Raw genomic sequence first — 26,571 nt, 5'->3', positions numbered from 1 at the left:
CATCCGTCAGCGGTTCGCGCCTTTGAGCGTGCCCGTCACGTCTTCGTAACTGAAGAGGATGCACTGCACGGTACGGTCTGACGCTCGCGCCCAGGAGGACTTCGTCGGCTGGTAGTAGTAATAGTCGAGCTCTGACACATCGTAGGAGACGCCGACGTAGGCCTCGAAAGCCGCCAGGCAGCCGTCCGATGCCACGACACCCAGCGCGTCATCGCCGGGGAACTCCCCGTCGTCGACGTCGAAGATCAGGTACACCTCGTCGGTATGCGGCTGGTCGCAGGGAACCACAGGCAGCTCGAAGATCACGTCTTCGTCGCTGTACTCGACCAGGGGGATGCAGTCGCCCACTTCGAGATCGTCGAAGGGAACCATCTCGGCTCCCTCGATCGAGGAGGGATCCTCGCCTTGGGCGGAAGAGCCGCCATCCGCCGGAGGACGATCGCTGGGGACGGCGAGCGGACCACCGTCGTTCTCCGAGAGCGACGTCGTCGCCATCACGATGAATGAGATCGCGACAGCCAGGACGGCACCGATCACGGCGACGGCCAGACCGGTGATCCCCGGCCACTTGCGTCCACGCAGGAACAGCGAGACGAGCGAGAGCACGAAACCGACCGCGAGGAGGCCCCATCCGGCGATCGCGATCACCGGGATGCTGGCGCACACGACCCCGATGACGACGGCCACCAGACCGATGATGCCGACCACCGGTATGCCAGCCGCGGGTGGCGTCGACGGTGCGACCGGCCAGGGGGCAGCAGCGGATCCGGCATAGGCCGGGTACGTCGAGCCGTCGGCGATCGATGCCTGGGCGGGGGCAGAGGGCATCTGGGCGGCGAGCGTGTACGGCGGAACGAACGGGGCGGACTCGGCATCGGCGGACGGGGGGACAGGCGCGGCGGGGGCGCCGGTCACGACAGGTGCGGCAGCGTCGACAGGAGTCTCCTGCGCCGGCGTCGGTTCGGAGACCGTCGACTCAGCTGCGGTCGTGTCAGCTGCGGTCGACTCGCTGCCGGGTCCCTGCACGTCGGTGACGACATGCTCGGTCCACTGCAGCCCGTCCCACCACCGTCGGTTCCCGGAGCCGTCGTCGTACCAGCCGGCAGGTATCGTCATCAGGCGTTCCCGTGTGTCTTTCTCGGTCGTTGAATGCGTGGTGAGGTCATTCTCGCTACGCCGGCCGAATCGCAGAAGTTAGGCCGTCATGATGACGGTAGCGGCGCTGAGGTCGGGATGTCGACCGACAGGGTGCCGGATGCTCCGGCGAAGAATGAAAGAAGGCCTCGGGAGTGAACCACTCCCGAGGCCTTATTCACGACGTGGTCGTGTCAGGGAACGAAGCACGCAGAGATGGCTTCGGTGTCTCCGAGAGCCTCGGCCAGACCATAGGCGGCGTCGGCATCGGTGAGCGTCCCATCGCTGTCTGCGATTGCGCGCAACGTCGCGTTGTCGAGGTCGGAAGCCACCAGCACGTCCGAGAGGCAGGTGATCTGCGGCTCCGTGTAGCCCTCGGTACCGGTCTCGGCCAGGATCGTCGTCAGGCCGACGGCTACCTCGGCAGAGGTCGGGCGAACGCCGACATCTGTTCCCTCGGTCTCGCTCGGCGCGGTGGCCTCGATCGACGGAGATGAGGTGGGCAGGTCGTCGATCTCGCTGCTCACGCCCTGTGCGATCGCGAAGAGGAACACGAACGACATCACGATGCCGATGATCGTGCCGACGACGGCCAGGATGAGTCCGGTGATGCCTGGCCACTTCTTGCCCTTGAGGAAGAGCGAGATGAGGGAGACGACGAATCCGGCGGCGAGCAGGATGAAGCCGACGAATCCGATCAGCGGGATGAACACCAGGATCGTTCCGAGTGCGGACAGGCCGAGGCCGACCAGCCCCAGGACCGAGAGCTTCTTCGGGGCCTCCTGGCCGGGCTGTCCGTAAGGCGCGGCGGCCGGATAGCCCTGCTCGGTCGTCGGATACACCGGCGTGCCGGGGTATCCCTCCGCAGGCTGTGCCGGGGCGGCGGCCGCGTACGCCGGTGCTGCATAGGCGCCGAGGTCGTCGCTCAGGGGAGTCGTCGCCGCTGTCGCTCCCGGAGCGTCGAACGCGCTCGGCTCGTCGAGGCCCGCATCGACGGACGGTGTCTCGGGGCCGACAGCCTCGTCGGAGACGCCGGCGGAAGCCGCGGTCTCCGGGGCGAAGTGCTCGGTCCACTGCTGGCCATCCCACCAGCGCTGACGACCCGATCCGTCGTCGTACCAACCTGCAGGTGTCGTCATGGGTCCCCCTTGAAGAATGCGGCGGCTACTGTGTGCAACCGGCATATTCATGTATAGCAGTGGGCGGTGACCAGACAGGGCCTACCGCATGGGGAGCAATCCCCATCGGATCCGGAGGCGGAAGCGCCAGGCGGGGTGTCGCTCGCGGCCAGGCGAGAGCCCGCGCTTAGGCTCGTAGCGCCATGATTCGGTTCGAGAACGTCACGAAACGCTACCGCGGAACGTCGAAGCCCGCGCTCTCCAGTGTCGACTTCGAGGTGCAGCGCGGGGAGTTCGTCTTCCTCGTCGGCGCCTCGGGTTCCGGCAAGTCCTCCTGTCTGCGCCTCATCCTGCGTGAAGACGTGCCGACGTCAGGACGAGTCGCCGTCCTCGGGAGAGACCTGCGCGCGCTCGCCAACCGCAAGGTGCCGTACTTCCGTCGCCACATCGGGTCGGTGTTCCAGGACTTCCGGCTGCTGCCGTCGAAGACCGTGTACCAGAACGTGGCATTCACGCTGCAGGTCACCGGGTCATCACGCGGGTTCATCCAGCAGGCCGTGCCGGAGGCCCTCGCCCTGGTCGGCCTCGACGGCAAGCAGAAGCGGATGCCGCACGAGCTCTCCGGTGGTGAGCAGCAGCGCGTCGCGATCGCGCGCGCTCTCGTCAATCGCCCGCAGGTGCTGCTCGCCGACGAGCCGACGGGAAACCTCGACCCCGCCACCTCCGTGGACATCATGCAACTGCTCGCCCGCATCAACGCCGGTGGCACCACTGTCCTGATGGCCACCCACGAAGCCGGCTTCGTCGACCAGATGCAGCGTCGCGTGATCGAGCTGCGCGATGGTGAGATGGTTCGCGATGAGGTGCACGGCGGCTACGGCGACACCTCGAACATCCCACGACTCGTGCCGGAGGAGGTGCGCGGTGCCGCCGCCGCCGCCGCGCTCACCGCCGTGCAGGAAGTGCAACGACAGACGGCGGACCTCTCCGTGGTCCGCGCCGCTCTCGCGGAGGAACTCAGCACGCAGCGCAAAGCCGCAGCCAGCGCAGCCCCGACCGTCGACCGCGACGGGGAGACGGTGATCCCGCCGGCCCCGCGCACCGTCGAGCCTCCTGAGCCCGCCCGCTCGCCTGAGCCCGACGCCGCGAACGTCGTGGAGCCTCCCGCCGCCGTCGAGCCGCCGGCAGTCATCCGGCCGCGTACGCACCCGATCACGCTGCCGACGGTCGACGTCGCAGAACTCGGAGTCGCTGATCGCCTCGGACTCTCCGACGAAGACGACGAGGAAGTGGGCCCGACCTCATGAGAATCGGCCTCATCCTGACCGAAGCTCTTGGTGGGCTTCGGCGAAACATCTCGATGGTGATCTCCGTCGTGCTCGTCACGTTCGTCTCCCTGACCTTCGTCGGCGCAGCGATCCTGATGCAGGGGCAGATCGGCGTCATGCGCGGCTACTGGGCGGAACGCGCCCAGGTGGCGGTGTACATGTGTTCAGCCGTCTCGGAATCCGACACGTGCCTCGACGGCGCCGCGAGCGAGGAACAGGTCGCCGCCGTACGAGCACAGCTCGAGGGTGATGCGCTGAAGCCCCTCATCAGCTCGATGTCGTTCGACACCAAGGAAGAGACTTACGCCAAGCTCGTCGACCAGCTCGGAGCAGACCAGGCGAGCGTGCTCACACCTGACCAGGCATTCGAAGTGTTCTTCGTCACGATGAAGGATCCAGGGCAGTCGCAGGTGCTCGCTGAGGCCTTCAGCGGGCAGAACGGCGTCGAACAGGTCAAGGATCAACTCCAGTACCTCGAACCCCTGTTCTCCGCGTTGACGGTGGCGACGTACATCGCGGTCGGCATCGCGGTACTGATGCTCATCGCGGCGACGCTCCTGATCGGCACGACCATCCGATTGTCGGCGTACGCGAGGCGCAAGGAGATCGGCATCATGCGCCTGGTCGGAGCCTCCAACCGCTTCATCCAGACGCCGTTCGTCCTCGAGGGCGTGTTCGCGGCATTCCTCGGCTCGGCGTTGGCGAGCGCTGCGGTCGTGGCGGGTGTGCACTTCGGAGTGAACGGCTACCTGCGAGGGCGGGTGCCTTTCATCACGACCTGGGTGACGATGCAGGATGCCGCGTTCGTCGTCCCTGTGCTGATCGGCATCGGCGTGCTGCTGGCCGCCCTCTCGGCAGGCTTCGCGATCAGACGCTGGCTCCGTACCTGATATCCTGAAAGGCTGCTCGGCCGGGAGGATGGTCGAGCTCATCACGGCAACAGGAGAGCATCATGCCCAGGGAACGCGGAGAGAAGGTCGTCGCGACCAATCGTCGCGCACGTCACGACTACACGATCGAGAAGTCGTACGAGGCGGGGATGGTGCTCACCGGCACCGAGGTCAAGTCACTGCGTCAGGGACGAGCCAACCTCAGCGACGGCTACGCCTTCGTCAAGGGGAACGAGGTCTTCCTCGACTCCGTGCACATCCCCGAGTATTCGCAGGGGCACTGGACGAACCATTCGGCCAAGCGCATCCGCAAGCTGCTGCTGCACCGGGCGGAGATCGAGAAGATCGCCCACGCAGTCTCCGCAGGCGGCTACACGCTGATCCCGCTGAAGCTCTACTTCTCGGATGGCCGTGCCAAGGTCGAGATCGCGCTCGCCAAGGGCAAGCGCGAGTACGACAAGCGTCAGACCCTGCGCGAGCGGCAGGACACCCGCGAAGCGGACCGTGCGATGCGTCTGCGCAACCGCGTCGGCGAGTAGCCCACGACGGTCACAGGCGGGGTTCGAAGCCGAACACGCGGCCGAGGAAGATCAGTTCGCGCTCGAGGGCGTCGATGATCGTCTCGGCGCTGCGGAAACCGTGTCCCTCGCCGGGGTAGAGCACGTACTCGTGGTCGATGCCGCGCGCCGCGAGCGCGTCGCGGATGGCCTCGGACTGCGACGGGGGCACGACCCGGTCCTCCCCGCCCTGCTGCAGCAGCACCGGCACCCCGATGCGTTCGGCGTGCGTGAGGGGCGAGCGCTCGACATAGAGGTGTTCGTACTCGGGGAGCGGCCCGACCAGTCCGTCTACATATGACGCCTCGAAGTCGTGCGTCTCCGCGACCAGCATCCGCAGGTCGGCCACTCCGTAGCGGCTGATTCCTGCATCGAAGGCACCGCCGCGGACCAGCGCGGAGAGCACGGTCCATCCGCCGGCCGAGCCGCCGCGGATCGCGATGCGGGCGGGATCAGCGAGTCCGGCGTCGGCGAGTCCGCGTGCTGCGGCGATCACGTCGTCGACATCGACGACTCCCCACTGCCGGTCGAGGCGCTCCCGGTAGGCGCGGCCGTAGCCGGTGGAACCGCCGTAGTTCACGTCGAGCACGCCGATGCCGCGGCTCGTGTAGAAGGCGACGGACGTCGAGGCCGCCCCGGTGACGTGCGCTGTAGGCCCACCGTGAACCAGCACGACATAGGGCGGGAGCTCGCCATCAGGGGTAGAAACATCTGGGTTCGCCGGGGGATAGGCGAAGGCGTGAACCGCGCCGTGCGGGCCGTCGACCTCGATGGACACAGCGGGTGGCATCCACTGCGCGTCGACGGGCTCGCCGCCGCGGACCGAGATGACCTCGCCGGAGTCGACATCGATGCACCACAGCCCCGGGTTCACACGTGAGCCGTTGCCGGAGAGAAGCACACGGGTGCCGTCGACGGCGTCGATGCTCACATGACCGTCGCCCGGGAACTCGATCACGCTCGCGCCGCCGTCGGCATCGATCACGACGACCTCGTCGCGTCCGTTCGTGCGCACAGCGACGATGCGGCCGTCATCGAGCGGCTGATACCAGCGGTTGCCGAGCACCCAGAGCCCGTAGCCCGTGTCGGCGTCAGAGCGGGCGAGCGGTCGCGCAGCGCCGACGGGAGCAACTCCGTCGAGGGTGACGCGCTGCAGAGCCCAGCGACCGTCGGGGTCATCGGCGAAGACCAGTTCCGTGTCGCTGAGCCATTCCGGCTGCAGCGCCGCTCGCGAGGGGATCGTCTGCGGGGTACCGCCGTCGACCTGTGCGATCTGCACGCGCGCGTTCTCCCACGGCATCCGCCCCTGGTTCCAGGCCACCCATGCGACACGGGTCCCGTCGGGGGAGAGCGCGGGGTGGGCGTAGAAGCCTTCTCCCTCCGCGACCACCCTGATTGCGGACGCATCATCGGCGGCGGAGCCGTCGAGCGGGATCTCGACGATCGAGCGAAGATGCGGCGTGGTCGAGAGATCTTCGCGCACGGCCAACAGGCGTCCGTTCTGCAGACGCAGGCCTCCGTGCGAGGGGCCCGGAGCCGTGAGGGGGACGAGTATGCCTCCCGCCGTCAGACGACGGACCCGCTGGTCTCCGGCATCGACGAAGTACAGGCTGCCTTGGTCGTCTGCCGTCCAGGCTCCTCCGCCGTACTCGTGAACGCGCGAACGGGCGCTCCAGGGCGCAGGGAGAATCTCGGCGCCGGAGGAACTCCGTACCGTCACACGTCCCTTCTCGGTCGGCACCGACTCGCCCCACCAGATCTCCGTTCCGACGAAGCGTGCGCCGTCGATACGGGGGGACGATGCCGCAACCGACGCGGCGGAGTAGGGCGATGGCCAGGAACCGTACGGGGACGACGACATGCTTCGAGCCTATGGCCGACGACACCCGGCGTCACACGAGTGCGCTGAGTCGTCGAGGTGATCGGGGTCTTCGAGGTGATGTGGGGGTCTTCGGGTGAACCAGGACTGCGGCCTTACCGGCGGAGAATGTTCGAAGGCCCTCCCGGGAAACCGGGAGGGCCTTCGTCGTGATGCGTCGGGTCAGACTGCGCGGAGTACTGCCACGATCTTGCCGAGGACGACGGCCTCATCGCCGAGGATGGGCTCGAAAGCCGAGTTGCGGGGGAGCAGCCAGGTGTGACCGTCGCGGCGGCGCAGTACCTTGACCGTCGCCTCGCCGTCGAGCATCGCGGCCACGATCTCGCCGTTCTCCGCACTGTTCTGCGAGCGCACGACGACCCAGTCGCCGTCGCAGATGGCGGCGTCGATCATCGACTCGCCTGAGACCTTGAGCATGAACAGGTCGCCCTTGCCCACCAGCTGGCGGGGGAGGGGGAAGATCTCCTCGACCTGCTGATCCGCGGTGATCGGCACGCCGGCAGCGATGCGGCCGACCAGAGGGACGAGAGCGGCGTCACCGACCGGGGTCGCGACGTCGGCCGGGTTCTCGGTGCCGCTGCCCGGCAGGTCGATGAGAACCTCCATCGCCCTGGTCTTGCCGGGGTCGCGCCTGAGGTAGCCGCTGAGCTCGAGCTGACCGAGCTGGTGAGTCACGCTGGAGAGCGACTTGAGGCCGACTGCGTCGCCGATCTCCCGCATGCTCGGCGGGTAGCCGTGGTGTGCGATCGAGTTCTGGATGACCTCGAGGATCGCCATCTGCTTCGGGCTGAGGCTCTTGCGGCGGCGCGTCCGTGGTGCCTCCGACTCGGGGGCAGAGTTCTCGCTCATGGTGCTCCTTAAGTGCGTGATCCGACTTCGCTCTTCGAATGTCGGAGGCCCGTGGTGGGGTATCCCTATCGAAACCGTATCCGAGAAACCGGCTGATCTGGAAGATCTGTTCGAGCGTGTCGGCCAATTTCCGGTTGTGGTTTCGAAGAATACTTGACAGATGTTCGAACTCGAAGATATCTTCGGTACGTAGCTTCGCATTCACGGCTCCCGGCCGAGACGCGAATGCGAACGCTACGCCAACTTCCCCGGCGGCCTGACGGCTCCGGAACAGGATAAGGAGCACGACATGAGCAGCATCAGCTTCAGCACCGCAGCAGTCATTCCGGCATCGTCGCGTCCGTCGACGCGACTGCGGTTGACGACGCGTGGTCGTGGTGTGCTGCTGGCGCTCGCGTCGGTACCCCTGGCAGTCGGCATCGCCTTCGCGGCACTCAGCGGAGGCAGCGCCATCGCCTCAGGGGCAGACACGGCTGCAGTGAGCGTCGAGACCGTGACGGTCATGCCGGGTGACACGCTCTGGTCGATCGCGACCGGGGTCGCACCCGACGCCGATCCGCGCGACGTCATCGGCGAGATCAGTCGGATGAACCTGCTGCGAGGCGGCGAGCTCCAGATCGGCCAGACTCTCGCGATTCCTGCGCAGTACGCGAACTGAGCAGGTCGCCGCAACGTTTCGTCATCCGCTCAGCGGGCGGCTTAGCATGGGAAGGGTGACCTTCTCCCTCAACGATCTCCCACTTCGTGACGATCTTCGCGGACTGACTCCGTACGGTGCTCCGCAAGCGCCTCTTCCGATCGCGCTCAATGTGAACGAGAACACCCATCCGATTCCGGATGCAGTGGCGAGTGACATCCTCGACGGCATCGCTGTGGCGATCCACGAGGTCAACCGCTATCCGGACCGGGAGTTCACCACCCTCCGGGAGTCTTTCGCGGAGTACCTGGGCCACGGTCTCACTGCCGAGCAGATCTGGGCCGGCAACGGTTCCAACGAGGTGCTGCAGCACATTCTGCAGGCGTTCGCAGGCCCGGGGCGTACGGCGTTCGGCTTCGCCCCGACGTACTCGATGTACCCGCTGATCGCGCAGGGGACTGGAGCGCGGTGGATTGCCGGTACCCGTCAGCCCGACTACACGATCACCGCCGATGAGGCTGCGGAGCAGGTGCGCGCAGCCGACCCCGACGTGATCATCCTCTGCTCGCCCAACAACCCCACCGGTACACCGCTCGGTCTGGATGTCGTCGAAGCGGTCTATGAGGCGTCGCGGGGCATCGTCATCGTCGATGAGGCTTATCAGGAGTTCGCCCCACACGATGCGGCATCCGCGTTGACCCTGCTCGAAGGTCGGCCTCGACTCGCCGTCTCCCGCACGATGAGCAAGGCATTCGCCTTCGCCGGGGCCCGGGTCGGCTATCTCGCGGCAGACCCGGCCTTCATCGATGCGCTGCGTCTGGTGCGGCTGCCCTATCACCTGAGCAGCCTCACCCAGGCGGCGGCCGTGGCTGCGCTGCGCAACTCCGACGTGATGCTCGGCATGGTCGAGGAGATCGTCGAGCAGCGCGACCGGATCACGGCGACCCTCGAAGCGCTCGGGTACCAGCCGCACGAGTCGTGGTCGAACTTCGTGCTGTTCGGTGGCGTCGCCGACCCTAAGGCGACCTGGCAGCAGCTGTACGACCGAGGCGTGCTGGTGCGTGACGTCGGCATCCCGGGGCACCTCAGGGTGAGCGCGGGAACCGAGGCCGAGACCACCGCGTTCCTCGACGCGCTGGCCTCGATAGGATCGGCTTCATGAGCACCCCCGTATCGACCCCGCGCACCGCGAGCCGCGTCCGCAGCACGTCGGAGTCCACCGTCGAGCTCGAGCTGAACCTCGATGGCACAGGTGCGAGCCACATCGACACTTCGGTGCCGTTCTTCGACCACATGCTCACCGCCTTCGCGAAGCATTCGCTCACCGACCTGACAGTGCGTGCATCGGGCGACACCCACATCGACGCGCACCACACCGTCGAAGACGTCTCGATCGTGCTCGGCCAGGCCATTCTCGAAGCTCTCGGCGACAAGTCCGGCATCTCCCGCTACGGCGACGCGCTCGTGCCGCTCGATGAGGCGCTCGCGCAGGCGGTCGTCGACATCTCCGGGCGTCCGTACCTCGTGCACACGGGGGAGCCCGCAGGGTTCGAGCACCACCTCATCGGCGGACACTTCACGGGCTCGCTGGTGCGTCACTCGTTCGAAGCCATCACCTTCAACGCCGCTCTGACGGTGCACGTACGCGTGCTCGGGGGCCGTGACCCGCACCACATCGCCGAGGCGGAGTACAAGGCATTCGCCCGCGCATTCCGTCAGGCCAAGGCGCTGGACCCCTTGGTCGACGGCATCCCCTCCACCAAGGGCGCGCTGTGAGCGGAGCACCTCGCATCGCGGTGTTCGACTACGAGTCGGGCAACGTCCACTCAGCGGTCAAGGCGCTCGTCGCCGCCGGCGCGGATGCGGTGTTGACCCGCGATCGTGCCACGGCTCTCGAGGCCGACGGACTCGTCGTCCCGGGTGTCGGAGCGTTTCAAGCCGTCCGCGACGCACTGCGCGCGCACGGCGGAGATGAGATCATCGACCGTCGCCTGGCCGGTGGTCGTCCGGTGCTCGGCATCTGCGTCGGCATGCAGGTGCTGTTCGAGCACGGTGTCGAGCGCGGTCACGACACCGCGGGGCTCGGCGAGTGGCCGGGCGCCGTCACCGAGCTGAACGCACCGGTGTTGCCGCACATGGGCTGGAACACGGTCGAATCGGGCCCGAACAGCGTCCTCTTCAAGGGCATCGAGCAGGAGCGCTTCTACTTCGTGCACTCCTACGCTGCGCAGTCCTGGGAGCTCGATGTCATCCCCCCGTTCCCCGAGCCCGTCCTCACCTGGACGACCTACGGCGACCCTTTCCTCGCCGCGGTCGAGAACGGTCCGCTTTCGGCGACCCAGTTCCACCCGGAGAAGTCCGGAGACGCGGGCATCCAGCTGCTGCGCAACTGGGTCGAGAGCCTCTGACGACGCCGACAGGCGTCATCCGTTTTGTCCCCCGCCCTCGGGCGGACTACCCTCGGTTCTCGTGCCCGCTCCGGGCCGTAGAGCTTCCCGATCCAAGGAACCCATGAACGACTTCGCGCAGTCCCCCTCGCTCACGCTCCTTCCCGCGGTCGATGTCGCCGGCGGCAAGGCCGTCCGTCTGACCCAGGGCGAGGCCGGAACCGAGACGAGCTACGGCGACCCGCTGGATGCCGCAGGGGAGTGGGCCGCACAGGGTGCGAAGTGGATCCACCTCGTCGATCTCGACGCCGCTTTCGGGCGAGGCAGCAACGCACCGATCCTGCGCAAGGTGATCAAGCAGTTCAAGGGCGTGAACATCGAGCTCTCCGGAGGCATTCGCGATGACGCGACTCTGGAGGCGGCCCTGGAGAGCGGTGCGACCCGGATCAACCTGGGCACAGCAGCGCTGGAGAACCCCGAGTGGGCGGCGGACGTGATCGGCCGCTACGGCGAGGCGATCGCGGTCGGCCTCGATGTGCGGGGCACGACGCTCGCCGCCCGCGGCTGGACCAAAGAGGGCGGGGACCTCTGGGAGGTGCTCGAACGCCTGGAAGACGCGGGCTGCAGCCGCTACGTCGTCACGGATGTCACGAAGGACGGCACGCTTCGCGGCCCGAACCTCGAACTCCTGCGCGAGGTGACCTCGCGCACTCCGAAGCCGGTCGTCGCATCCGGTGGCATCTCGAGCCTGGACGACGTCGCGGCTCTCCGCGAGCTCGTGCCGCTGGGCGTCGAGGGTGCGATCGTCGGCAAGGCACTCTACGCTGGCGCATTCACGCTGGCTGAGGCCCTGGATGTCGCAGGAGACTGACGCGCACTCCTGCGGACCCGAGCCGCACAACCATGGCGATTCGGCCGGGGTTCCGTGGGAGGGGCGCAGCTTCGAGCCGAACCCGCATGCCGCAGACGACGGCTCGGCCGACCCGGCCCTGCTGGCGGCCCTGCTCAGCTTCCGGGCGGGCGAGGGCGGCCAGGTCGAGGTCGTCGACGCCTTCCGCGCTGCGCGGGTGCTGATTCCCCTCATCGCCGAGAAGGGCGAAGAGGGCGTCGCGCCGAGCGGTCTCGCTGTCGACAAGACGCAGGAGCTGTCGATCGTGACGGTGGCTGCTCCCGACGGCCGTCGCGTACAGCCCGTCTTCTCCTCGGTCGAGGCTATGCAGAGGTGGGATCCCACCGCTAGGCCGATTCCCGTCGAGGCTCTTCGGGCGGCACTGGCGGCGTGGGCGGACGACACCGACCTCATCGTGCTCGACCCGACGTCCGAGACCGAGTTCGTCATCCGGCGTCCTGCCGTCTGGGCGATCGCCCAGGGCCACCGCTGGGAGCCGAGCTTCTTGTCGACCGAGGTCTTCACCGCGCTGCAGGAGAGCGTGGCCCACGAACTGGCGGTGATCGATGTGGCCGTCGCATCCGGCGATCCCGATGCGCGCCTGCGCGGACCGGAGCTGATCGTGATCCTCGAACTCGTGGACGGTCTGGAGCGTGAGGTGCTCGATGCCGTGCTCTCGCGTCTCGCTCAGCGCTGGGCATCCGATGACCGCATCGCTGTGCTCGCGGATTCGTTGACCGTGAAGCTTCGCCGCAGCCTCTGACTCCGTTCGCTACGATCGGGCCATGTCCCGCCGTCAGCTGCGCGCCCTCGCCGTCGTCGCGCTCCTCGGAGGCGTCGCGACCGGGACGACGGGCTGCTACACCGCGTGTCCGGCCATCGCCTACCTCAGCGCGGTGGCCCTCGACGTGAGCGCGTTCCCGGACGTCGCGGCCATCCAGTTCTGCGTGGAGGCGAAATGCTCACCAGCACCGGGCGAAGATGCGACCTCCGCGGCCAATCTGTATGCGGCGACGCCTCAAGACGACGGTACGTGGAGCCTGGCATTCGACATGGCCACGCCGGACACCGTCGAGATCCGTCTCTTCGACGCGCAGGGAACCCTCATCCACGAGTCCGAAGAGTCGATCGCCTGGACCCACACCGGAGGCGCCTGCCCTGGCCCCTCGACCGCAGAACCCCTCGTCCTCACACCTTGACGACGAATCCCATACTCCGACTTCCGCCGTCATGGTGAGGTGAAGGGCGCAGTGATGCCGCCCGAGTGAGCATCGGGAGGGGCCCGCGAAGCGGGAGGGAACCCGCTCTGCGAGCGAAGGCGGGAACCGCAGCGCCCGCCCCACGTACTAGTTGACCGGCCCCGTCCACTTCTCGCCAGGCCCCTTGCCGATCGGGTCCGGGATCGTGGATGCCTCGCGGAAGGCGAGCTGCAGCGAGCGGAGGCCGTCGCGCAGCGACCGTGCGTGCATGTCGCTGATCTCGGGGGCGCCGGCGGTGATGAGCCCGGCCAAGGCGTTGATGAGCTTGCGTGCCTCGTCGAGGTCGAGCTGAGCTGCTGCGTCGGGATCGTCTGCGAGGCCGAGTTTGACGGCTGCCGCACTCATGAGGTGCACGGCGGCGGTGGTGATCACCTCGACGGAGGGGACATCGGCGATGTCTCGGGTGGCCGACGACGCGGCCTCCTCCTGACGTGCCCAGCGCTCTTCGCGCTCTCGTGCAGCCTCGTCCGATGCCTGGTTCGTCACTTCGCCTTGCTTTCTGTTAGACTTTGGCGGGCTCCGGAGCGTCATGCTCCGGATCGAAAGAGGATTCACTTCCCACCCGCGCTTGCCGTTCAAGGCTACCGGGTCTTGCACTCCACCGGCTCCGTCCGCAAGACGGACCCGGCAGACAGGGTGCGGAGCCGGCGTCTGAATGCCGGTGGGTGGGACGATTCCGATTTCGCCCGTGATGCAGAGAGCGTCGCGGTGGCCGAATCACATCGTCTAAGGAGTTCCGCATCAGCGATCCCCGTACCAATGAGCGCATCCGCGTCCCCGAGGTCCGCCTCGTCGGCCCCGCGGGTGAGCAGATCGGCGTCGTCCGCATCGAGGCAGCGCTGCGCCTCGCGCAGGAAGCCGATCTCGACCTCGTCGAGGTCGCCCCCAACTCGAAGCCGCCCGTCGTCAAGATCATGGACTACGGCAAGTTCAAGTACGAGGCCGCCCAGAAGGACAAGGAAGCTCGCCGCAATCAGGCGAACACGATCCTCAAGGAAGTTCGCTTCCGTCTGAAGATCGAGGCGCACGATTACACGACCAAGCTCAAGCGCGCCGAGGGCTTCCTCAAGGCGGGCGACAAGGTCAAGGCCATGATCCTGTTCCGCGGTCGCGAGCAGTCGCGCCCCGAGCAGGGTGTGCGTCTGCTGCGCAAGTTCGCGGAAGACGTGGCCGAGCTCGGAACGGTCGAGTCGAACCCGACCATCGATGGTCGCAACATGGTCATGATCGTGGCTCCGCTCAAGAGCAAGTCCGAGGCGAAGCAGGAGCAGAACGCCGTCCGCGATGCGCAGCGAGCCGCGAACAAGCAGGCCGCCCGCGAAGCGAAGAGCGATACGGACGTTCCGGCCGAGGCTCCGGCGGAGTAGCACCGCCCCCAGAACTCCCGCACCGCGGGTTGACACCGTCGCCTGAGAAGGCGCCATACGAAGGAAGAGAAGATGCCGAAGCAGAAGACCCACTCGGGTGCTAAGAAGCGCTTCAAGATCACCGGCAGCGGCAAGCTGAAGAAGCAGCAGGCCGGGATGCGCCACAACCTCGAGCACAAGTCGAGCCGTCGCACCCGTCGTCTGAACCAGGACCAGGTGCTCTCGAAGGCTGACACCAAGGTCGCTAAGAAGCTTCTCGGCCGCTGACGCGCGCCCGAACGCACGAATAGGAACACAGGAAAATGGCAAGAGTCAAGCGGGCAGTAAACGCCCACAAGAAGCGCCGGGTCATCCTCGAGCGCGCAAAGGGTTACCGCGGTCAGCGTTCGCGCCTCTACCGCAAGGCCAAAGAGCAGGTCATCCACTCGCTGGTCTACTCGTACCGTGACCGTCGCAAGCGCAAGGGCGACTTCCGCCGCCTCTGGATCCAGCGCATCAACGCTGCGGCTCGCCAGAACGGCATGACCTACAACCGTCTCATCCAGGGCCTCGGCCTCGCGGGTGTCACGGTCGACCGTCGCATGCTCGCCGACCTCGCGGTCAACGACGCGGCGACGTTCACGACGCTGGTCGAGACGGCGAAGAAGGCTCTGCCCTCCGACGTCAACGCACCGAAGTCGGCTGCGTAAGCATCTCTTCACACAGGGCGCTCTCCTTCGGGAGGGCGCCCTGTGGCGTTTCCGGGCCCTGCTCCGGTGAGAGCAGGGGTGAGAGCACGGGTGAGAACGACGTCGGTGAGAGAAGCGGCGGCGATGGCTCCCGCGTAGACGACGATGTCGCGCAGATCGAAGCCGGATCCGAGGACGAGTTCGATCGGCGGGAAGGCTGATGCCCAATCCCGGGGGAGCCCGGTGAGCTGAAGCAGCTCGACGCCGGCGCACACGGCGAATGCGAAGAGCGCCACTGCCGGACGAGGCCATCGCGGCGCGACGAACGCCGCGAGCAGGTAGATGAGCACGGCGTACAGGGCGTCTCCCGTGATGTCGCCGAGGGCTCCGCTGCTGTTGCGATGGACGAGGAGCCCGAGCCCGACCGTGGTGGCTGCGAAGACCGCGAGGACGATCCGCCGGCGAACCGCCTTCACCACGGGATCATTCGTCATGGACGCACCATATCCCGATGGTGCAGGAACGGGCCGTGCGTTCCCTAGACTGTGATCGTGCTGGAGAACCCCCGTTCGCCCCGAGTCCGTGCTGTCGCGAAGCTGACCAAGCGCAGTGCGCGAACCGAGACGGGCCTGTTCCTTCTCGAAGGTCCGCAGTCCGTCCGTGAGGCGCTCACGTACCGACCGGAGGCGATCGTCGAGCTGTTCGCGACTCCGAACGGCTGGGAGAAGCACCCAGATATCCGGGCGAAGGCCACTGAGGCCGACATCGATGTCGAGTATGTGACCGAATACGTGCTCAATGCGATGGCAGACACCGTCACCCCGCAGGGGCTCGTCGCCGTGGTCCAGCAGACCCCGACCTCGGTGCGCGAGATCTTCGATGCGTCGCCGCGTCTGGTGGCGATCTGCGAGGAGGTTCGCGACCCTGGCAACCTCGGCACGATCATCAGAGCTGCGGACGCGGCCGGCGCGGATGCCGTCGTGCTGACCGGACGTACGGTCGACCCGTACAACCCGAAGGTCGTGCGTGCCACGACCGGTTCTCTGTTCCACCTTCCGGTGTCGGTCGGGGGAGACCTCGCCGATGTCGTGAAGCGCGCGCACGCGAGCGGCTTGCGCATCCTCGCGGCTGACGTGAAGGGTGATGATCTGTTGAAGGCGCGCGCGGAGGGCGTGCTCGCCGAGCCGACCGGCTGGCTCTTCGGCAACGAGGCGCGCGGGCTCGAAGACGATGCCCTCGCTCTCGCCGACCAGGTGCTCCGGCTGCCGATCTTCGGTCGGGCCGAGTCCTTGAACCTTGCGACGGCCGCAAGCGTCTGCCTCTACGAGAGCGCCTTCGCGCAGCGGGCGACGTCGCTCGGCTGAGCCTTCAGCCGACGAACGAGGCAGGAAGCGGAGTCGATGAGGATTCTGATCGTCGAGGATGACGACCGTGTCGCGGGCGCGCTCGAAGCCTTCCTCGCTCGATCGGGCTATGCCACCGCGCGTGCGGCCGATGGGGCTGCGGCGCTGGAGCTGCTGGGGGCGGACACCGAGGTCGTGCTCCTCGACCTCGGGCTCCCCGACATCGACGGTGTCGACCTGTGCCGTCGTATCCGGGGTCGATCGGAGGTTCCGATCGTGATCGTGACCGCTCGCAACCAGGTCGCCGAGCGCATCAAGGGGCTCCGCGCCGGTGCCGACGACTTCGTGGTGAAGCCCTACGACGTACATGAGCTCCTCGCACGGATCGAGGCGGTGACCAGACGTTCACGTCCGATGCGCCCGGAGTCCGACGCGCGGGTGCTGCTCCACGGCGGCGACCTCGAGATCGACCTCGTGGCACGCCAGATGCTCGTGGATGGAACGCCTATCGAACTCACCCGCAAGGAGTTCGACATCATCGCCGTGCTCGCGCGCTACCCGGGGGTGGCGGTGCCGAAGGAGCGCCTCATCCGTGAAGTGTGGAACACCGACTGGCGAGGTTTCGGGCACTCGCTCGAGGTGCACGTCGGTGCGATCCGCAAGAAGACCGGAACCCGTGGCGTCATCGAGACCGTCCGTGGGGTCGGCTATCGGCTTGCGGGTTCCTGAACCATGCGCAGGCGTCTGATCATCGTCTTCCTCGTGCCGCTCGTGGCGATTCTCGTCGCACTCGGCGGTGCCGCGGGGTGGAGCGCCGCACACAGCGTCCAGCAGGCGTTCTATGCGCAGCAGATCGGCGATCTCGGATACTTCGCCATGAGTGCGCGCCAGGCGCTGCGCTCCGGCAGCGGTGCGGTGATCGACGCCGAGGTGGCGCGGTTCCAGGAGGTGTACGGGATCGAGGTCACCGTGTTCGACCTCGCGGGTGGCGTCTGGGCTTCGAGCGATCAGGCAGCCGCTGTGCTTCCGGAGGGCGATGCCGAGCGGGTGAAGCTGGCTCTCTCGGGACGTCGTGCCGAACAGCCGGCGGTCGTGTTTCCCTGGACGGTCGCGGACGCCGCACTGGCCGAACCCGTGTTCGACGACGGCGATGTCATCGGCGCCGTGTTGGTCGCGGGTGACGTGGAGGCGCCGCGCGCCGCGATCCTGCAGCAGCTTCTGCTGATCTTCGCGATCGCACTGGTGCTGATCGCGCTCGGGGTGCTGCTCGTCTTCCGGCTCGCACGATGGGTGCTCTCACCCGTCAGGCGGCTCGACGAGGCGATGGTGGCGATCGAGCGGGGCGAGATGGACGCGCGGGTCGCGGAGGATGCCGGTCCGCCTGAGCTGCGTCGCATGGCGACGGTGTTCAACGGGATGGCCGATCAGATCGAACGGGTGATGACGAGGCAGCAGGAGTTCGCCCTGAACGCCTCCCACGAGCTGCGCAATCCGCTCAATGCCCTGCTCCTGCGCGTCGAGCACCTGGCGACGGGGCTCGGCCGTGAGTGGCACGACGATGTCGAGGAGACGAGGGAGGAGGGGCGTCGGATGACGCGGATCCTCGAAACGCTGCTGGGTCTGGCCCGAGGCGGTCGCGGGGATTCCACGATGTCCGCCGTCGACCTGGCGACTCTCGCCGCTCGCCGTCTCGACGCGTGGCGGGACGTCGCCGCGGAGCGGGGGATCGCGTTGCGCTCCACGGGGGAGCTGTCGGTGATGGGCGTGACCGACCGGACGATCGTGGAGAGCGCGCTGGATGCCGTCATCGACAACGCCGTGAAGTTCTCACCCGACAGCGCTCAGATCGAGGTCGGCGCGCATCGCGATGGCCAGGAATGCCGCATCACGGTGCGCGATCATGGTCCGGGGCTGACCGAACAGCAGGCAGCTGCTGCGACGGACCGTTTCTGGCGCAGTGCCGAGAGCGCAGACACTCCGGGATCGGGGCTCGGCCTGGCGATCGCGAGTGAGCTGCTTGCGACGGTCGGCGGAGATCTGGCTGTGGCATCGGCCGAGGGTGGCGGGCTGGTCGTCGAGCTTCTGCTCCGAGACGGGTCGACTCCGTGAGGGCCGGCATGCGGCGGCTCCTGGCCGGAGTCCTCTCGCTCGTGGTGGTGGGCGCGCTGGCGGCGTGCAGTCAGCGCGCGAGTGAATGGACGGATGCGGAGTTCACGATCGCCAGTGGAGGATCCACCGGCGTCTACTACGGATACGGGAGCCACCTGGCCGATGAGCTGTCGGCATCGCTGGATATCAGGATGGTCGCGCAGGAGACGGCGGGCTCCGTCGACAACCTGCTGCGCGTGAGTTCGGGGGAGGCCCTGATCGGATTCGCGCAGGGCGATGCGGCAGCGGACGCTGTGTCGGGAACCGGTGCCTTCGACGAGCCGCTCGAGGTACAGGCCCTGGCTCGCCTGTACGACGAGTACGTGCAGGTCGTGGTGCGCGGGGATTCGGCGATCGAGGACATCGGCGACCTGGCCGGTCGTACGATCTCCCTCGGCGCGGAGAATTCCGGGGTGAACGTGATCGCAGCACGCGTCCTCGATGCGGCGGGCGTCGGCATCGGGTCTGTCCGTAATCCTCAGCTCGACCTCGGTGAGTCGATCGGCGCGATGGAGCGCGGCGAGATCGACGGCTTCTTCTGGGTCGGCGGGCTGCCCACTCCTGGTGTCACTGAGCTGGCCGAGAGATCATCGGTGCGTCTGCTGCCGATCGAGCAGGGCTGGGTCGACGAGGTGAACGAACGGTACTCGCACGCCTACCGTCCAGCCGACGTTCCTGCGGGCACGTACGGTCTCGCGACTTCGGCGCCGACGATGGCGGTGCCGAACTATCTCGTCACGGCGTCCTCCACTCCCGAGGGCATCGTGCGCGATGTACTGGCAGGGCTGTTCGATGCGCGCCTGCGGATCGCCGCAGACGTGCCGACGGCCGCCCTCCTGGACCGCCGCTCGGCGATCTTCACCGGCCCGGTTCCGCTGCACCCCGGGGCTGTGGACTACTACCGGGATCTGCGCGGCTGACTGCTCAAGAAATCCTCAAGAAGTCTGACACCGGGGGTGACGCTCTGCCATTGTGAGGTCGATCGCGCACGATCGTCGCCTGGTGCTCAACCGTCTTTGTGGTGCAGCAGCAGGACGATCCCGCGGCCCGTGGGGGCGGGCCGCGGGGTACCCATGCACAGCAGCATTGGTGCCGCGATCAGGTGATTACGAACGTGTAAATCTCACCGAGGTGCCTGGAGACCCGCGTCCGACGTGGCTAGTTTGGAGAAATGATGACCTCTGATACCCCGCTCGTCGTGGTCGAGAACGTCCAGAAGCACTATGGCGACTTCCAGGCACTCACCGACATCGATCTGACCGTCAACTCGGGTGAGGTCGTCGTCGTGATCGGCCCGTCCGGCTCCGGCAAGTCGACGCTGTGTCGCACGATCAACCGACTCGAGACGATCACCAGCGGCAGCATCCGCATCGATGGCAAAGAGCTGCCGGCTGAGGGCAAGGGCCTCGCCCACCTTCGTGCTGATGTGGGCATGGTGTTCCAGTCGTTCAACCTCTTCGCCCACCTCACGATCCTCGAGAACGTGACTCTGGGGCCGATCAGGGTCCGTGGCCTCAAGAAGGCGGACGCCGAGAAGGAGGCGATGATCCTGCTCGAGCGCGTCGGCGTGGCACAGCAGGCGTCGAAGCTCCCGGCTCAGCTCTCCGGCGGTCAGCAGCAGCGCGTCGCGATCGCCCGCGCTCTGGCGATGCAGCCCAAGGTGATGCTGTTCGACGAGCCCACCAGTGCACTCGACCCCGAGATGATCAACGAAGTCCTCGATGTGATGGTCGGACTCGCCCATGAAGGCATGACGATGATCGTCGTCACCCACGAGATGGGCTTCGCGAGGAAGGCGGCCGATCGGGTCGTCTTCATGGCCGACGGAAAGATCGTGGAGGAGGCGACTCCCGAGGAGTTCTTCACGCACCCGAAGAGCGACCGCGCCAAGGACTTCCTCTCGAAGCTCCTCACGCACTGACGCACCAGCCCCACAGACCCTGCACACACAGCACACGAAGGAGACGCACATGCGACGCACACGGACACTGGCAGGCATCGGAATCGCAGCGACAGCACTGCTGGCGCTGACGGCCTGCAACAGCGGCACCCCGTCGAGCACAGGAGCCCCGGAAGGTGGCGAGGAGACCTCGAGCAGCACGCCGTGGACGGTGCTGACCGATGTCACCATCGACGGCAGCCCGACGTTCGACCGGATCGAATCCGCCGGCACGATCAAGGTCGGCGTCAAGGAAGATCAGCCGGGTCTCGGCTACCTCGACCCGGTGACGGGCGACCGCACCGGTTTCGACGTCGACATCGCCCGCTGGATGGCGGCATCGCTCGGGGTCGACCCGGAGAAGATCGAGTTCACGGCGATCGCCTCGGCGAACCGCGAGCAGGCCATCGTGAACGGCGACATCGACTACTACGTCGGCACCTACTCGATCACCGACAAGCGCAAGGAGCAGATCTCCTTCGCAGGTCCCTACTTCCTCACGGGACAGGGCCTTCTCGTCGGCGCTGACAGCGACATCAAGAGCGTTGACGACCTGAGCGCTGAGACGACCGTCTGTTCCGCGACCGGCTCGACGCCGATCCAGAACATCAAGACGAACTACCCCGAGGTGCCGACCAAGGAGTACGACACGTACTCCAAGTGCGTCGAGGACCTGAAGAACGGTCAGGTGGATGCCGTCACGACCGACGAGGCCATCCTCATCGGCTACGCGGCCCAGGACCCGGACAACCTCAAGGTCGTCGGGGAGCCGTTCAGCGAGGAGCGCTACGGCATCGGTATCGCCAAGGGCGATGACGCGCTGGCCGAGTACTTCAACACGCAGCTGACCGATGGCGGCGACATCTGGCAGCAGATCTTCGACAACAACCTCGGTGCGTCCGGCGTCAAGGCGACTCAGCCTGAGGTCGACCCGATCGGTTGATTCCCGCGGGGCGGTCGACACCATCGACCGCCCCGCTCATCGGCAGGAACCATCCGAGAACTCGAATCGACAGGAGCAGCAGTGGGCGTCATCACTGACCACCTCGACCTCTGGGGTCAAGCACTGTGGGGAACCATCGTGCTGTTCCTGGGCGGCGGCATCATCGCGCTGATTCTCGGACTCATCGTCGGGGCAGCGAGAGTATCGCCGGTTCCGATCGCACGCGCCGTCGGCGGCATCTATGTGAACTGGATCCGCAACACCCCGCTGACCCTCGTCATGTTCTTCTTCGCGTTCTGCCTGCCGATCCTGCTGGGGGAGCGGGTGAACTCGCTGCTGCTGGCGGTCATCGCCCTCGGGCTCTACACGGCGACCTACGTCGCCGAAGCGCTGCGGGCCGGCATCAACACCGTGCCGGTCGGACAGGCAGAGGCCGCCCGCGCGATCGGTCTGAACTTCGGTCAGGTCATGCGCTACGTGGTGCTGCCGCAGGCGACGCGCTCCGTCGTCCCGCCGATGATGAGCGTGCTCATCGCCCTCATGAAGAACACCACGGTGGCGGCGGGCTTCTCCGTCGTCAACCTCGGCACGATCCGGGCGGCGCTGAGCGAGCGCGGTGAGAACGCACTGGTCGTTCTGCTGTGGGTCATGGTCATCTTCGTGGTGCTGGTGCTGCTGCTCGCCTGGGTGCAGCGCGTTCTCGAGAACAAGTGGAGGATCGCGCGATGAGTTCCGTCCTTTTCGACGTCCCCGGCCCCCGTGCCATCGTCCGCAACCGGCTCATCGGAGCCGTCACGGTCCTGGTCGTCCTCGCCGTGCTCGGCTGGGTCGTGTGGAGGCTCTACGCCACCGGGCAGTTCTCCGCGGAGAAGTGGAACATCTTCACGTTCTCCGCCGTCTGGGTCCGTTTCGGTGAGGGATTGCTGGCCACGCTGGCCGCATTCGCGGCCGCCGGCGTCGGATCCATAGTCCTTGGCTTCGTCCTCGGCATCGGGCGCCTGTCGGAGCACGCCTGGGTGCGTGAGCCCGTCCGGTGGATCATCGAGGTGCTGCGGGCGGTGCCCGTGCTCATCCTCATGATGCTGCTGTACTACGGCCTTCCCGTGATCGGCGTGAAGATGCCGCCGTACTGGGCTGTCGTGATCGCACTGATCGTCTACAACGGCTCGGTGCTCGCCGAGGTGCTGCGCGCCGGCATCGAATCGCTCCCTCGCGGACAGCAGGAAGCCGGCTACGCGATCGGACTGCGAAAGACCGGGGTGATGTACTTCATCCTGATCCCGCAGGCCGTGCGGGCCATGATGCCGGTGATCATCGCGCAGCTCGTCGTCGCGCTGAAGGACACCGCGCTCGGGTTCATCATCACGTACCAGGAGCTCCTCTACGTCATCAATCAGATCGGCAACCAGGCGCCCTACGGCTCCCCGCTGATCCCCGCGGCGATCGTCGGCGGTTCGATGTACGTGGCCGTGTGTCTTCTCCTCTCCTACATCGCCTACCGGCTGCAGCGTCGGGCGAAGCGCTCGCCGAAGGCCGGGCCTGCGGTGCCGGATCCCCGTCAGCACGGAGGCGAGACGAACACCTCGCTCATCGTCCTGCAGGGCGACGGATCCGAGGCACAGCGCTGATCCGCGAAAGCGACCCACGCGCCCCCGGTAGACTCGATTCTCGTGTCAGAGTCTCCTGAAATCACCCCGGAAGCGGTCGAAGCCGCTGTCGCCGACGCCCTCGCGGCGATCGCCACAGCAACCGACACCGCCGAGCTGAAAGCGGCTCGTGCCGCCCACGTCGCCGACGGATCGCCGCTCGCGGTCCTGAACGCCTCGATGCGACAGGTCGCGCCAGAGAACAAAGCCGCTTTCGGCAAGCTCGTCGGTCAGGGACGCGGGCAGGTGACACAGGCGCTCGCCGCCAAGGAGGCGGAGCTTGCCGCCGCAGAGGTCACCGCGCGTCTCGAAGCAGAGCGGATCGACATCACGGCTGTGCCCTCGCGCACGCGTGTCGGCGCCCGGCACCCGCTCACCCTCCTCCAGGACCAGGTCTGCGACATCTTCGTCGGCATGGGCTGGGAGATCGCGGAGGGACCGGAGCTCGAGCACGAGTGGTTCAACTTCGACGCCCTGAACTTCGACGTCGACCACCCCGCCCGCCAGGAGCAGGACACGTTCTACGTCGACCCGACCTCGCGTCACCTGGTGATGCGCACGCACACGAGCCCGGTGCAGGTGCGCTCGATGCTCGACCGTGAGGTGCCGATCTACGTGCTGTGTCCTGGGCGGGTCTACCGCACCGACGAGTTCGACGCCACGCACCTGCCGGTCTTCACCCAGTTCGAGGGTCTCGTGATCGACAAGGGCATTACGATGGCGCACCTCAAGGGCACGCTCGACCACTTCGCGAAGCAGCTCTTCGGTCCCGAGGCCAAGACGCGCTTCCGCACCAATTACTTCCCCTTCACCGAGCCCTCCGCGGAACTCGACCTGTGGCACCCGACCTTCAAGGGCGGCGCGCGCTGGATCGAGTGGGGCGGCTGCGGCATGGTCAACCCGAACGTGCTGCGTGCGGCCGGGATCGACCCGGAGGTGTACAGCGGCTTCGCGTTCGGCATGGGTATCGAGCGAGGTCTGATGTTCCGCAGTGACGTCCAGGACATGCGCGACATGGCCGAGGGCGATGTCCGATTCAGCGAGCAGTACGGGATGGTGGTGTGATGCGCGTCCCGCTTTCGTGGCTGCGTGAGTACGTCGATCTGGCAGCGGATGCCACGCCCGAGGACGTCCTCGAGGCCCTGGTGACCGTCGGCTTCGAGGAAGAAGACGTGCACCGCTTCGACATCACTGGCCCCGTGGTCGTCGGCCAGGTCGTCTCGATCGAACCCGAGCCGCAGTCCAACGGCAAGACCATCAACTGGTGCCAGGTCGATGTGGGCGAGGAGAACGGTGGTATCCGCGGAATCGTCTGCGGTGCGCACAACTTCGGCGTGGGGGACAAGGTCGTCGTGACGCTGCCCGGCGCCGTGCTGCCAGGCCCGTTCCCGATCGCCGCCCGCAAGACCTACGGTCATGTCTCGGACGGCATGATCGCCTCGGCGCGCGAGCTGGGCCTCGGCGATGAGCACAACGGCATCGTGGTGCTCTCCGACCTCGGCATCGACGCTCCCGTCGGCACCGATGCGATTGCCCTGCTGGGTCTGGACGACGTGGCGGTCGAGATCAACGTCACGCCCGACCGCGGCTACGCCTTCTCATTGCGTGGCGTGGCCCGCGAGTACTCGCACGCCACCGGCGCGACCTTCCGTGATCCCGCAGAGCGCGACTTCGCCGAACTGCAGCCGGGCAGCGGTCACACCACGATCGTCGATGACGCTGCTCCCGTGCGCGGACGCGTCGGCGCGAGCGAGTTCGTGACCCGTGTCGTGCGCGGCGTCGACCCCTCGCGCCCCACCCCGCCGTGGATGATCGCGCGTCTCAGTCTTGCCGGCATGCGCTCACTGGGCGTGCTGATCGACATCACCAACTACGTGATGCTCGAGCTCGGCCAGCCGCTGCACGGCTACGACCTCGACAAGCTCGACGGCGGCATCACGGTCCGTCGCGCGACGCCGGGTGAGAAGATGACGACGCTCGACGGCCAGGAGCGCGCGCTCCACGTCGAGGACCTGCTCATCACCGACGGCTCCGGCCCGATCGGTCTCGCCGGCGTCATGGGCGGCGGCACGACCGAGATGAGTGAGACCACGACGAACGTGCTGATCGAGGCCGCGAGCTTCGACCCCACCACGATCGCCCGCACCGCTCGTCGCCACAAGCTGCCCAGTGAAGCGTCCAAGCGCTTCGAGCGCGGTGTCGACCCGCTGATCCCGTTCGTGGCTGCCCGTCGCGCGGCCGACCTCATGGTCGAGCTCGCCGGTGGCACGCTGACCGAAGAGGGCGGTGCACTCTTCGCCGAGGTCTTCGTGGGCGAGATCGAACTGCCTGCCGGCTTCGTGCAGGGTCTCATCGGCGTCGACTACACCGATGATGAGATCGTCGGCGCTCTGACCACCATCGGTGCCGATGTCAGCGCATCCGACGGGGGTTCCGGTTGGACGGTGATCCCGCCGACCTGGCGACCCGACCTCACCGACAAGTGGACGCTCGCAGAGGAGGTCGCCCGCATCCACGGGCTCGACCGCATCCCCTCGGTGCTGCCCACCCCGCCGTCCGGCCGCGGGCTCACGGCGCACCAGCAGGGCCGTCGTCGCGTGGCTGACGCTCTGGCCGCCGCGGGGCTCGTCGAGACGCCGGCGTTCCCGTTCACCACAGACGTGCAGAACGACCTGCATGGGTCGGCCTCGGGCGAGCACCTGCCGAGCATCCGCCTGGCGAACCCGCTCGACGGACAGGCGCCGTTTCTGCGGCGATCGCTCATCCCGGGTCTGCTGCTGACCGCGCACCGCAACATCTCGCGCGGTCTGACCGACCTCGCGATCTTCGAGACCGGTGCCGTGTTCCTGCCGGAGCCGGGCGTCGAGTACGGCACAGACGAGGTGCCGCCGCTCGGCGAGCGTCCGTCCGACGAGACTCTCGCAGCGCTCAACGCCTCCATCCCGCCACAGCACCGCTTCATCGCCGCGCTGCTGACCGGGTACGTGGCGCCGCGTCAGCCCGGCCGTCCAGCAGAGGTTGCAGGGCTGGTCGAGGCGCTGGACGCCGTCCGCGTCATCGCGGCTGCGGCCGGTGTCGAGATCGATGTGGTCCAGGCTGAGCGCGCGGCGCTCCACCCCGGTCGCACGGGGTCGCTCCTGGTCGCAGGGGAAGAGGTCGGCTACGTCGGCGAGCTGCACCCGGCAGTGGCCGAAGGCGCCGATCTTCCCGGTCGCGCCACCGTGCTGGAGATCGACCTCGACCTCATCCTGTCTCTCGCAGGCGGGCGTGTGGTCGCCGCGTCGCTGTCGACGTTCCCCGCGGCGACGCAGGACGTCTCGCTCACTGTGCCGGCCGAGGTGCCGGCCGCAGACGTGCAGGCAGCTCTTGCCGAGGGCGCCGGCGCGCTGCTCGAGTCGGTGCGCCTCGTGGACGACTACCGCGGTGAGGGCGTTGCGGAGGGCTCGAAGAGCCTGACCTTCGCGCTGCGGTTCCGCGCCGACGACCGCACGCTCACCGCGGCAGAGGCCACCGCGGCCAAGCTCGCCGGTGTCGCGGTCACAACGGAGCGTTTCGGAGCAGCACTGCGCGACTGAGCACGACCTCGGACG

29 protein-coding genes are annotated in these 26,571 nt (G+C 67.2%); 23 read left to right on the top strand and 6 right to left on the bottom strand.

The features are described from left to right. Positions 1-6: 6 nt before the first annotated feature. Together ACIQTX_RS14435 and ACIQTX_RS14430 are read right to left on the bottom strand one after the other, a co-directional pair. Entirely contained in the window at positions 7-1,116 is a 1,110-nt protein-coding gene (locus ACIQTX_RS14435; protein WP_402973201.1) for a DUF2510 domain-containing protein, read from the bottom strand. 212 nt (positions 1,117-1,328) lie between these two features. Continuing rightward, the gene (locus ACIQTX_RS14430) at positions 1,329-2,273 is read right to left on the bottom strand and encodes a DUF2510 domain-containing protein (protein WP_402973199.1); all 945 of its coding nucleotides are present in this window, start codon (positions 2,271-2,273) and stop codon (positions 1,329-1,331) included. A 182-nt stretch (positions 2,274-2,455) separates the two neighbouring features. Between ACIQTX_RS14430 and ftsE the strand changes: the two genes are divergently transcribed. From ftsE to smpB, 3 genes are all read left to right on the top strand, one after another. Then, positions 2,456-3,559, top strand: a complete 1,104-nt coding sequence (gene ftsE, locus ACIQTX_RS14425; protein WP_402973196.1) for a cell division ATP-binding protein FtsE — start codon at positions 2,456-2,458, stop codon at positions 3,557-3,559. Next, complete coding sequence (gene ftsX / locus ACIQTX_RS14420) at positions 3,556-4,470, top strand: permease-like cell division protein FtsX (protein WP_105528105.1); 915 nt, start codon at positions 3,556-3,558, stop codon at positions 4,468-4,470. The genes ftsE and ftsX overlap by 4 nt, the downstream gene beginning before the upstream one ends. 62 nt (positions 4,471-4,532) lie before the next feature. After that, positions 4,533-5,009, top strand: a complete 477-nt coding sequence (gene smpB, locus ACIQTX_RS14415; protein ID WP_028503568.1) for an SsrA-binding protein SmpB — start codon at positions 4,533-4,535, stop codon at positions 5,007-5,009. A 10-nt stretch (positions 5,010-5,019) separates the two neighbouring features. Here the strand turns inward: smpB and ACIQTX_RS14410 are convergent, their stop codons facing one another. Further along, the gene (locus ACIQTX_RS14410; RefSeq protein ID WP_402973191.1) at positions 5,020-6,888 is read right to left on the bottom strand and encodes a prolyl oligopeptidase family serine peptidase; all 1,869 of its coding nucleotides are present in this window, start codon (positions 6,886-6,888) and stop codon (positions 5,020-5,022) included. Between the two features lie 180 nt (positions 6,889-7,068). Next, on the bottom strand, positions 7,069-7,755 hold the full coding sequence (lexA, locus tag ACIQTX_RS14405; protein WP_028503570.1) for a transcriptional repressor LexA: 687 nt from the start codon (positions 7,753-7,755) through the stop codon (positions 7,069-7,071). A 289-nt stretch (positions 7,756-8,044) separates the two neighbouring features. On the opposite strand from lexA, the gene ACIQTX_RS14400 reads away from it, so the two are divergent. The 7 genes from ACIQTX_RS14400 (at position 8,045) to ACIQTX_RS14370 (ending at position 12,867) form a co-directional block, all read left to right on the top strand. Beyond that, a complete protein-coding gene (locus ACIQTX_RS14400) occupies positions 8,045-8,413 on the top strand; it encodes a LysM peptidoglycan-binding domain-containing protein (RefSeq protein ID WP_402973187.1) in 369 nt (122 codons plus the stop codon). A gap of 55 nt (positions 8,414-8,468) precedes the next feature. Next, positions 8,469-9,554, top strand: a complete 1,086-nt coding sequence (locus ACIQTX_RS14395) for a histidinol-phosphate transaminase (protein WP_402973184.1) — start codon at positions 8,469-8,471, stop codon at positions 9,552-9,554. Then, positions 9,551-10,168, top strand: coding sequence for an imidazoleglycerol-phosphate dehydratase HisB (gene hisB, locus ACIQTX_RS14390; RefSeq protein ID WP_028503573.1), 618 nt, complete (start codon positions 9,551-9,553; stop codon positions 10,166-10,168). Before ACIQTX_RS14395 ends, hisB begins: the two co-directional genes overlap by 4 nt. Beyond that, positions 10,165-10,800: an imidazole glycerol phosphate synthase subunit HisH gene (gene hisH / locus ACIQTX_RS14385; RefSeq protein ID WP_105528100.1), complete on the top strand. Its 636-nt coding sequence runs from the start codon at positions 10,165-10,167 to the stop codon at positions 10,798-10,800. The genes hisB and hisH overlap by 4 nt, the downstream gene beginning before the upstream one ends. Before the next feature lie 103 nt (positions 10,801-10,903). After that, the gene (priA, locus tag ACIQTX_RS14380) at positions 10,904-11,650 is read left to right on the top strand and encodes a bifunctional 1-(5-phosphoribosyl)-5-((5-phosphoribosylamino)methylideneamino)imidazole-4-carboxamide isomerase/phosphoribosylanthranilate isomerase PriA (RefSeq protein WP_402973179.1); all 747 of its coding nucleotides are present in this window, start codon (positions 10,904-10,906) and stop codon (positions 11,648-11,650) included. After that, positions 11,634-12,431: an SseB family protein gene (locus tag ACIQTX_RS14375; protein WP_402973176.1), complete on the top strand. Its 798-nt coding sequence runs from the start codon at positions 11,634-11,636 to the stop codon at positions 12,429-12,431. The genes priA and ACIQTX_RS14375 overlap by 17 nt, the downstream gene beginning before the upstream one ends. Before the next feature lie 22 nt (positions 12,432-12,453). Beyond that, positions 12,454-12,867 carry a hypothetical protein gene (locus tag ACIQTX_RS14370; protein WP_402973173.1) on the top strand — a complete coding sequence of 138 codons (414 nt, stop codon included), beginning with the start codon at positions 12,454-12,456 and terminating at the stop codon, positions 12,865-12,867. A gap of 147 nt (positions 12,868-13,014) precedes the next feature. On the opposite strand, the gene ACIQTX_RS14365 is transcribed toward ACIQTX_RS14370, so the two are convergent. Further along, on the bottom strand, positions 13,015-13,413 hold the full coding sequence (locus ACIQTX_RS14365; protein WP_105528097.1) for a DUF1844 domain-containing protein: 399 nt from the start codon (positions 13,411-13,413) through the stop codon (positions 13,015-13,017). A gap of 254 nt (positions 13,414-13,667) precedes the next feature. Between ACIQTX_RS14365 and infC the strand changes: the two genes are divergently transcribed. The 3 genes from infC (at position 13,668) to rplT (ending at position 14,983) form a co-directional block, all read left to right on the top strand. Beyond that, positions 13,668-14,294, top strand: coding sequence for a translation initiation factor IF-3 (gene infC, locus ACIQTX_RS14360; protein ID WP_105528096.1), 627 nt, complete (start codon positions 13,668-13,670; stop codon positions 14,292-14,294). A 72-nt stretch (positions 14,295-14,366) separates the two neighbouring features. Further along, the gene (gene rpmI, locus ACIQTX_RS14355) at positions 14,367-14,561 is read left to right on the top strand and encodes a 50S ribosomal protein L35 (protein ID WP_017828564.1); all 195 of its coding nucleotides are present in this window, start codon (positions 14,367-14,369) and stop codon (positions 14,559-14,561) included. Between the two features lie 35 nt (positions 14,562-14,596). After that, positions 14,597-14,983, top strand: a complete 387-nt coding sequence (gene rplT / locus ACIQTX_RS14350; protein ID WP_028503579.1) for a 50S ribosomal protein L20 — start codon at positions 14,597-14,599, stop codon at positions 14,981-14,983. Positions 14,984-14,991: 8 nt separating this feature from the next. Here rplT and ACIQTX_RS14345 read toward each other — a convergent pair whose 3' ends face one another. Beyond that, positions 14,992-15,456 (bottom strand): DUF2809 domain-containing protein, encoded by a 465-nt coding sequence (locus ACIQTX_RS14345; protein WP_402973169.1) that lies wholly within the window; start codon positions 15,454-15,456, stop codon positions 14,992-14,994. 57 nt (positions 15,457-15,513) lie between these two features. Between ACIQTX_RS14345 and ACIQTX_RS14340 the strand changes: the two genes are divergently transcribed. The 10 genes from ACIQTX_RS14340 to pheT all read left to right on the top strand — a co-directional run bounded on the left by ACIQTX_RS14340 (position 15,514) and on the right by pheT (position 26,556). Next, the gene (locus tag ACIQTX_RS14340) at positions 15,514-16,326 is read left to right on the top strand and encodes an RNA methyltransferase (protein WP_028503580.1); all 813 of its coding nucleotides are present in this window, start codon (positions 15,514-15,516) and stop codon (positions 16,324-16,326) included. 36 nt (positions 16,327-16,362) lie between these two features. After that, positions 16,363-17,034 carry a response regulator transcription factor gene (locus tag ACIQTX_RS14335; protein ID WP_105528094.1) on the top strand — a complete coding sequence of 224 codons (672 nt, stop codon included), beginning with the start codon at positions 16,363-16,365 and terminating at the stop codon, positions 17,032-17,034. Positions 17,035-17,037: 3 nt separating this feature from the next. Continuing rightward, on the top strand, positions 17,038-18,414 hold the full coding sequence (locus ACIQTX_RS14330) for an ATP-binding protein (RefSeq protein ID WP_402973164.1): 1,377 nt from the start codon (positions 17,038-17,040) through the stop codon (positions 18,412-18,414). A gap of 8 nt (positions 18,415-18,422) precedes the next feature. Then, on the top strand, positions 18,423-19,373 hold the full coding sequence (locus tag ACIQTX_RS14325; protein WP_402973161.1) for a TAXI family TRAP transporter solute-binding subunit: 951 nt from the start codon (positions 18,423-18,425) through the stop codon (positions 19,371-19,373). Between the two features lie 254 nt (positions 19,374-19,627). Next, positions 19,628-20,374 carry an amino acid ABC transporter ATP-binding protein gene (locus ACIQTX_RS14320; RefSeq protein WP_105528116.1) on the top strand — a complete coding sequence of 249 codons (747 nt, stop codon included), beginning with the start codon at positions 19,628-19,630 and terminating at the stop codon, positions 20,372-20,374. A gap of 49 nt (positions 20,375-20,423) precedes the next feature. Further along, on the top strand, positions 20,424-21,335 hold the full coding sequence (locus ACIQTX_RS14315; protein ID WP_028503585.1) for a glutamate ABC transporter substrate-binding protein: 912 nt from the start codon (positions 20,424-20,426) through the stop codon (positions 21,333-21,335). 81 nt (positions 21,336-21,416) lie between these two features. Further along, positions 21,417-22,064, top strand: coding sequence for an amino acid ABC transporter permease (locus ACIQTX_RS14310; RefSeq protein ID WP_402973157.1), 648 nt, complete (start codon positions 21,417-21,419; stop codon positions 22,062-22,064). Then, a complete protein-coding gene (locus ACIQTX_RS14305; protein ID WP_028503587.1) occupies positions 22,061-22,963 on the top strand; it encodes an amino acid ABC transporter permease in 903 nt (300 codons plus the stop codon). Before ACIQTX_RS14310 ends, ACIQTX_RS14305 begins: the two co-directional genes overlap by 4 nt. A gap of 42 nt (positions 22,964-23,005) precedes the next feature. Next, on the top strand, positions 23,006-24,046 hold the full coding sequence (gene pheS, locus ACIQTX_RS14300; protein ID WP_402973154.1) for a phenylalanine--tRNA ligase subunit alpha: 1,041 nt from the start codon (positions 23,006-23,008) through the stop codon (positions 24,044-24,046). Then, positions 24,046-26,556 carry a phenylalanine--tRNA ligase subunit beta gene (gene pheT, locus ACIQTX_RS14295; RefSeq protein WP_402973151.1) on the top strand — a complete coding sequence of 837 codons (2,511 nt, stop codon included), beginning with the start codon at positions 24,046-24,048 and terminating at the stop codon, positions 26,554-26,556. The genes pheS and pheT overlap by 1 nt, the downstream gene beginning before the upstream one ends. Positions 26,557-26,571 lie beyond the last annotated feature (15 nt).

The organism is Microbacterium sp. NPDC090281, from assembly GCF_044769635.1.
In the GTDB taxonomy this organism is placed as follows: Bacteria; Actinomycetota; Actinomycetes; order Actinomycetales; family Microbacteriaceae; genus Microbacterium.
Note: the sequence above shows the minus strand (reverse complement) of the source record. Positions and strands in the feature narration are given on the sequence as shown.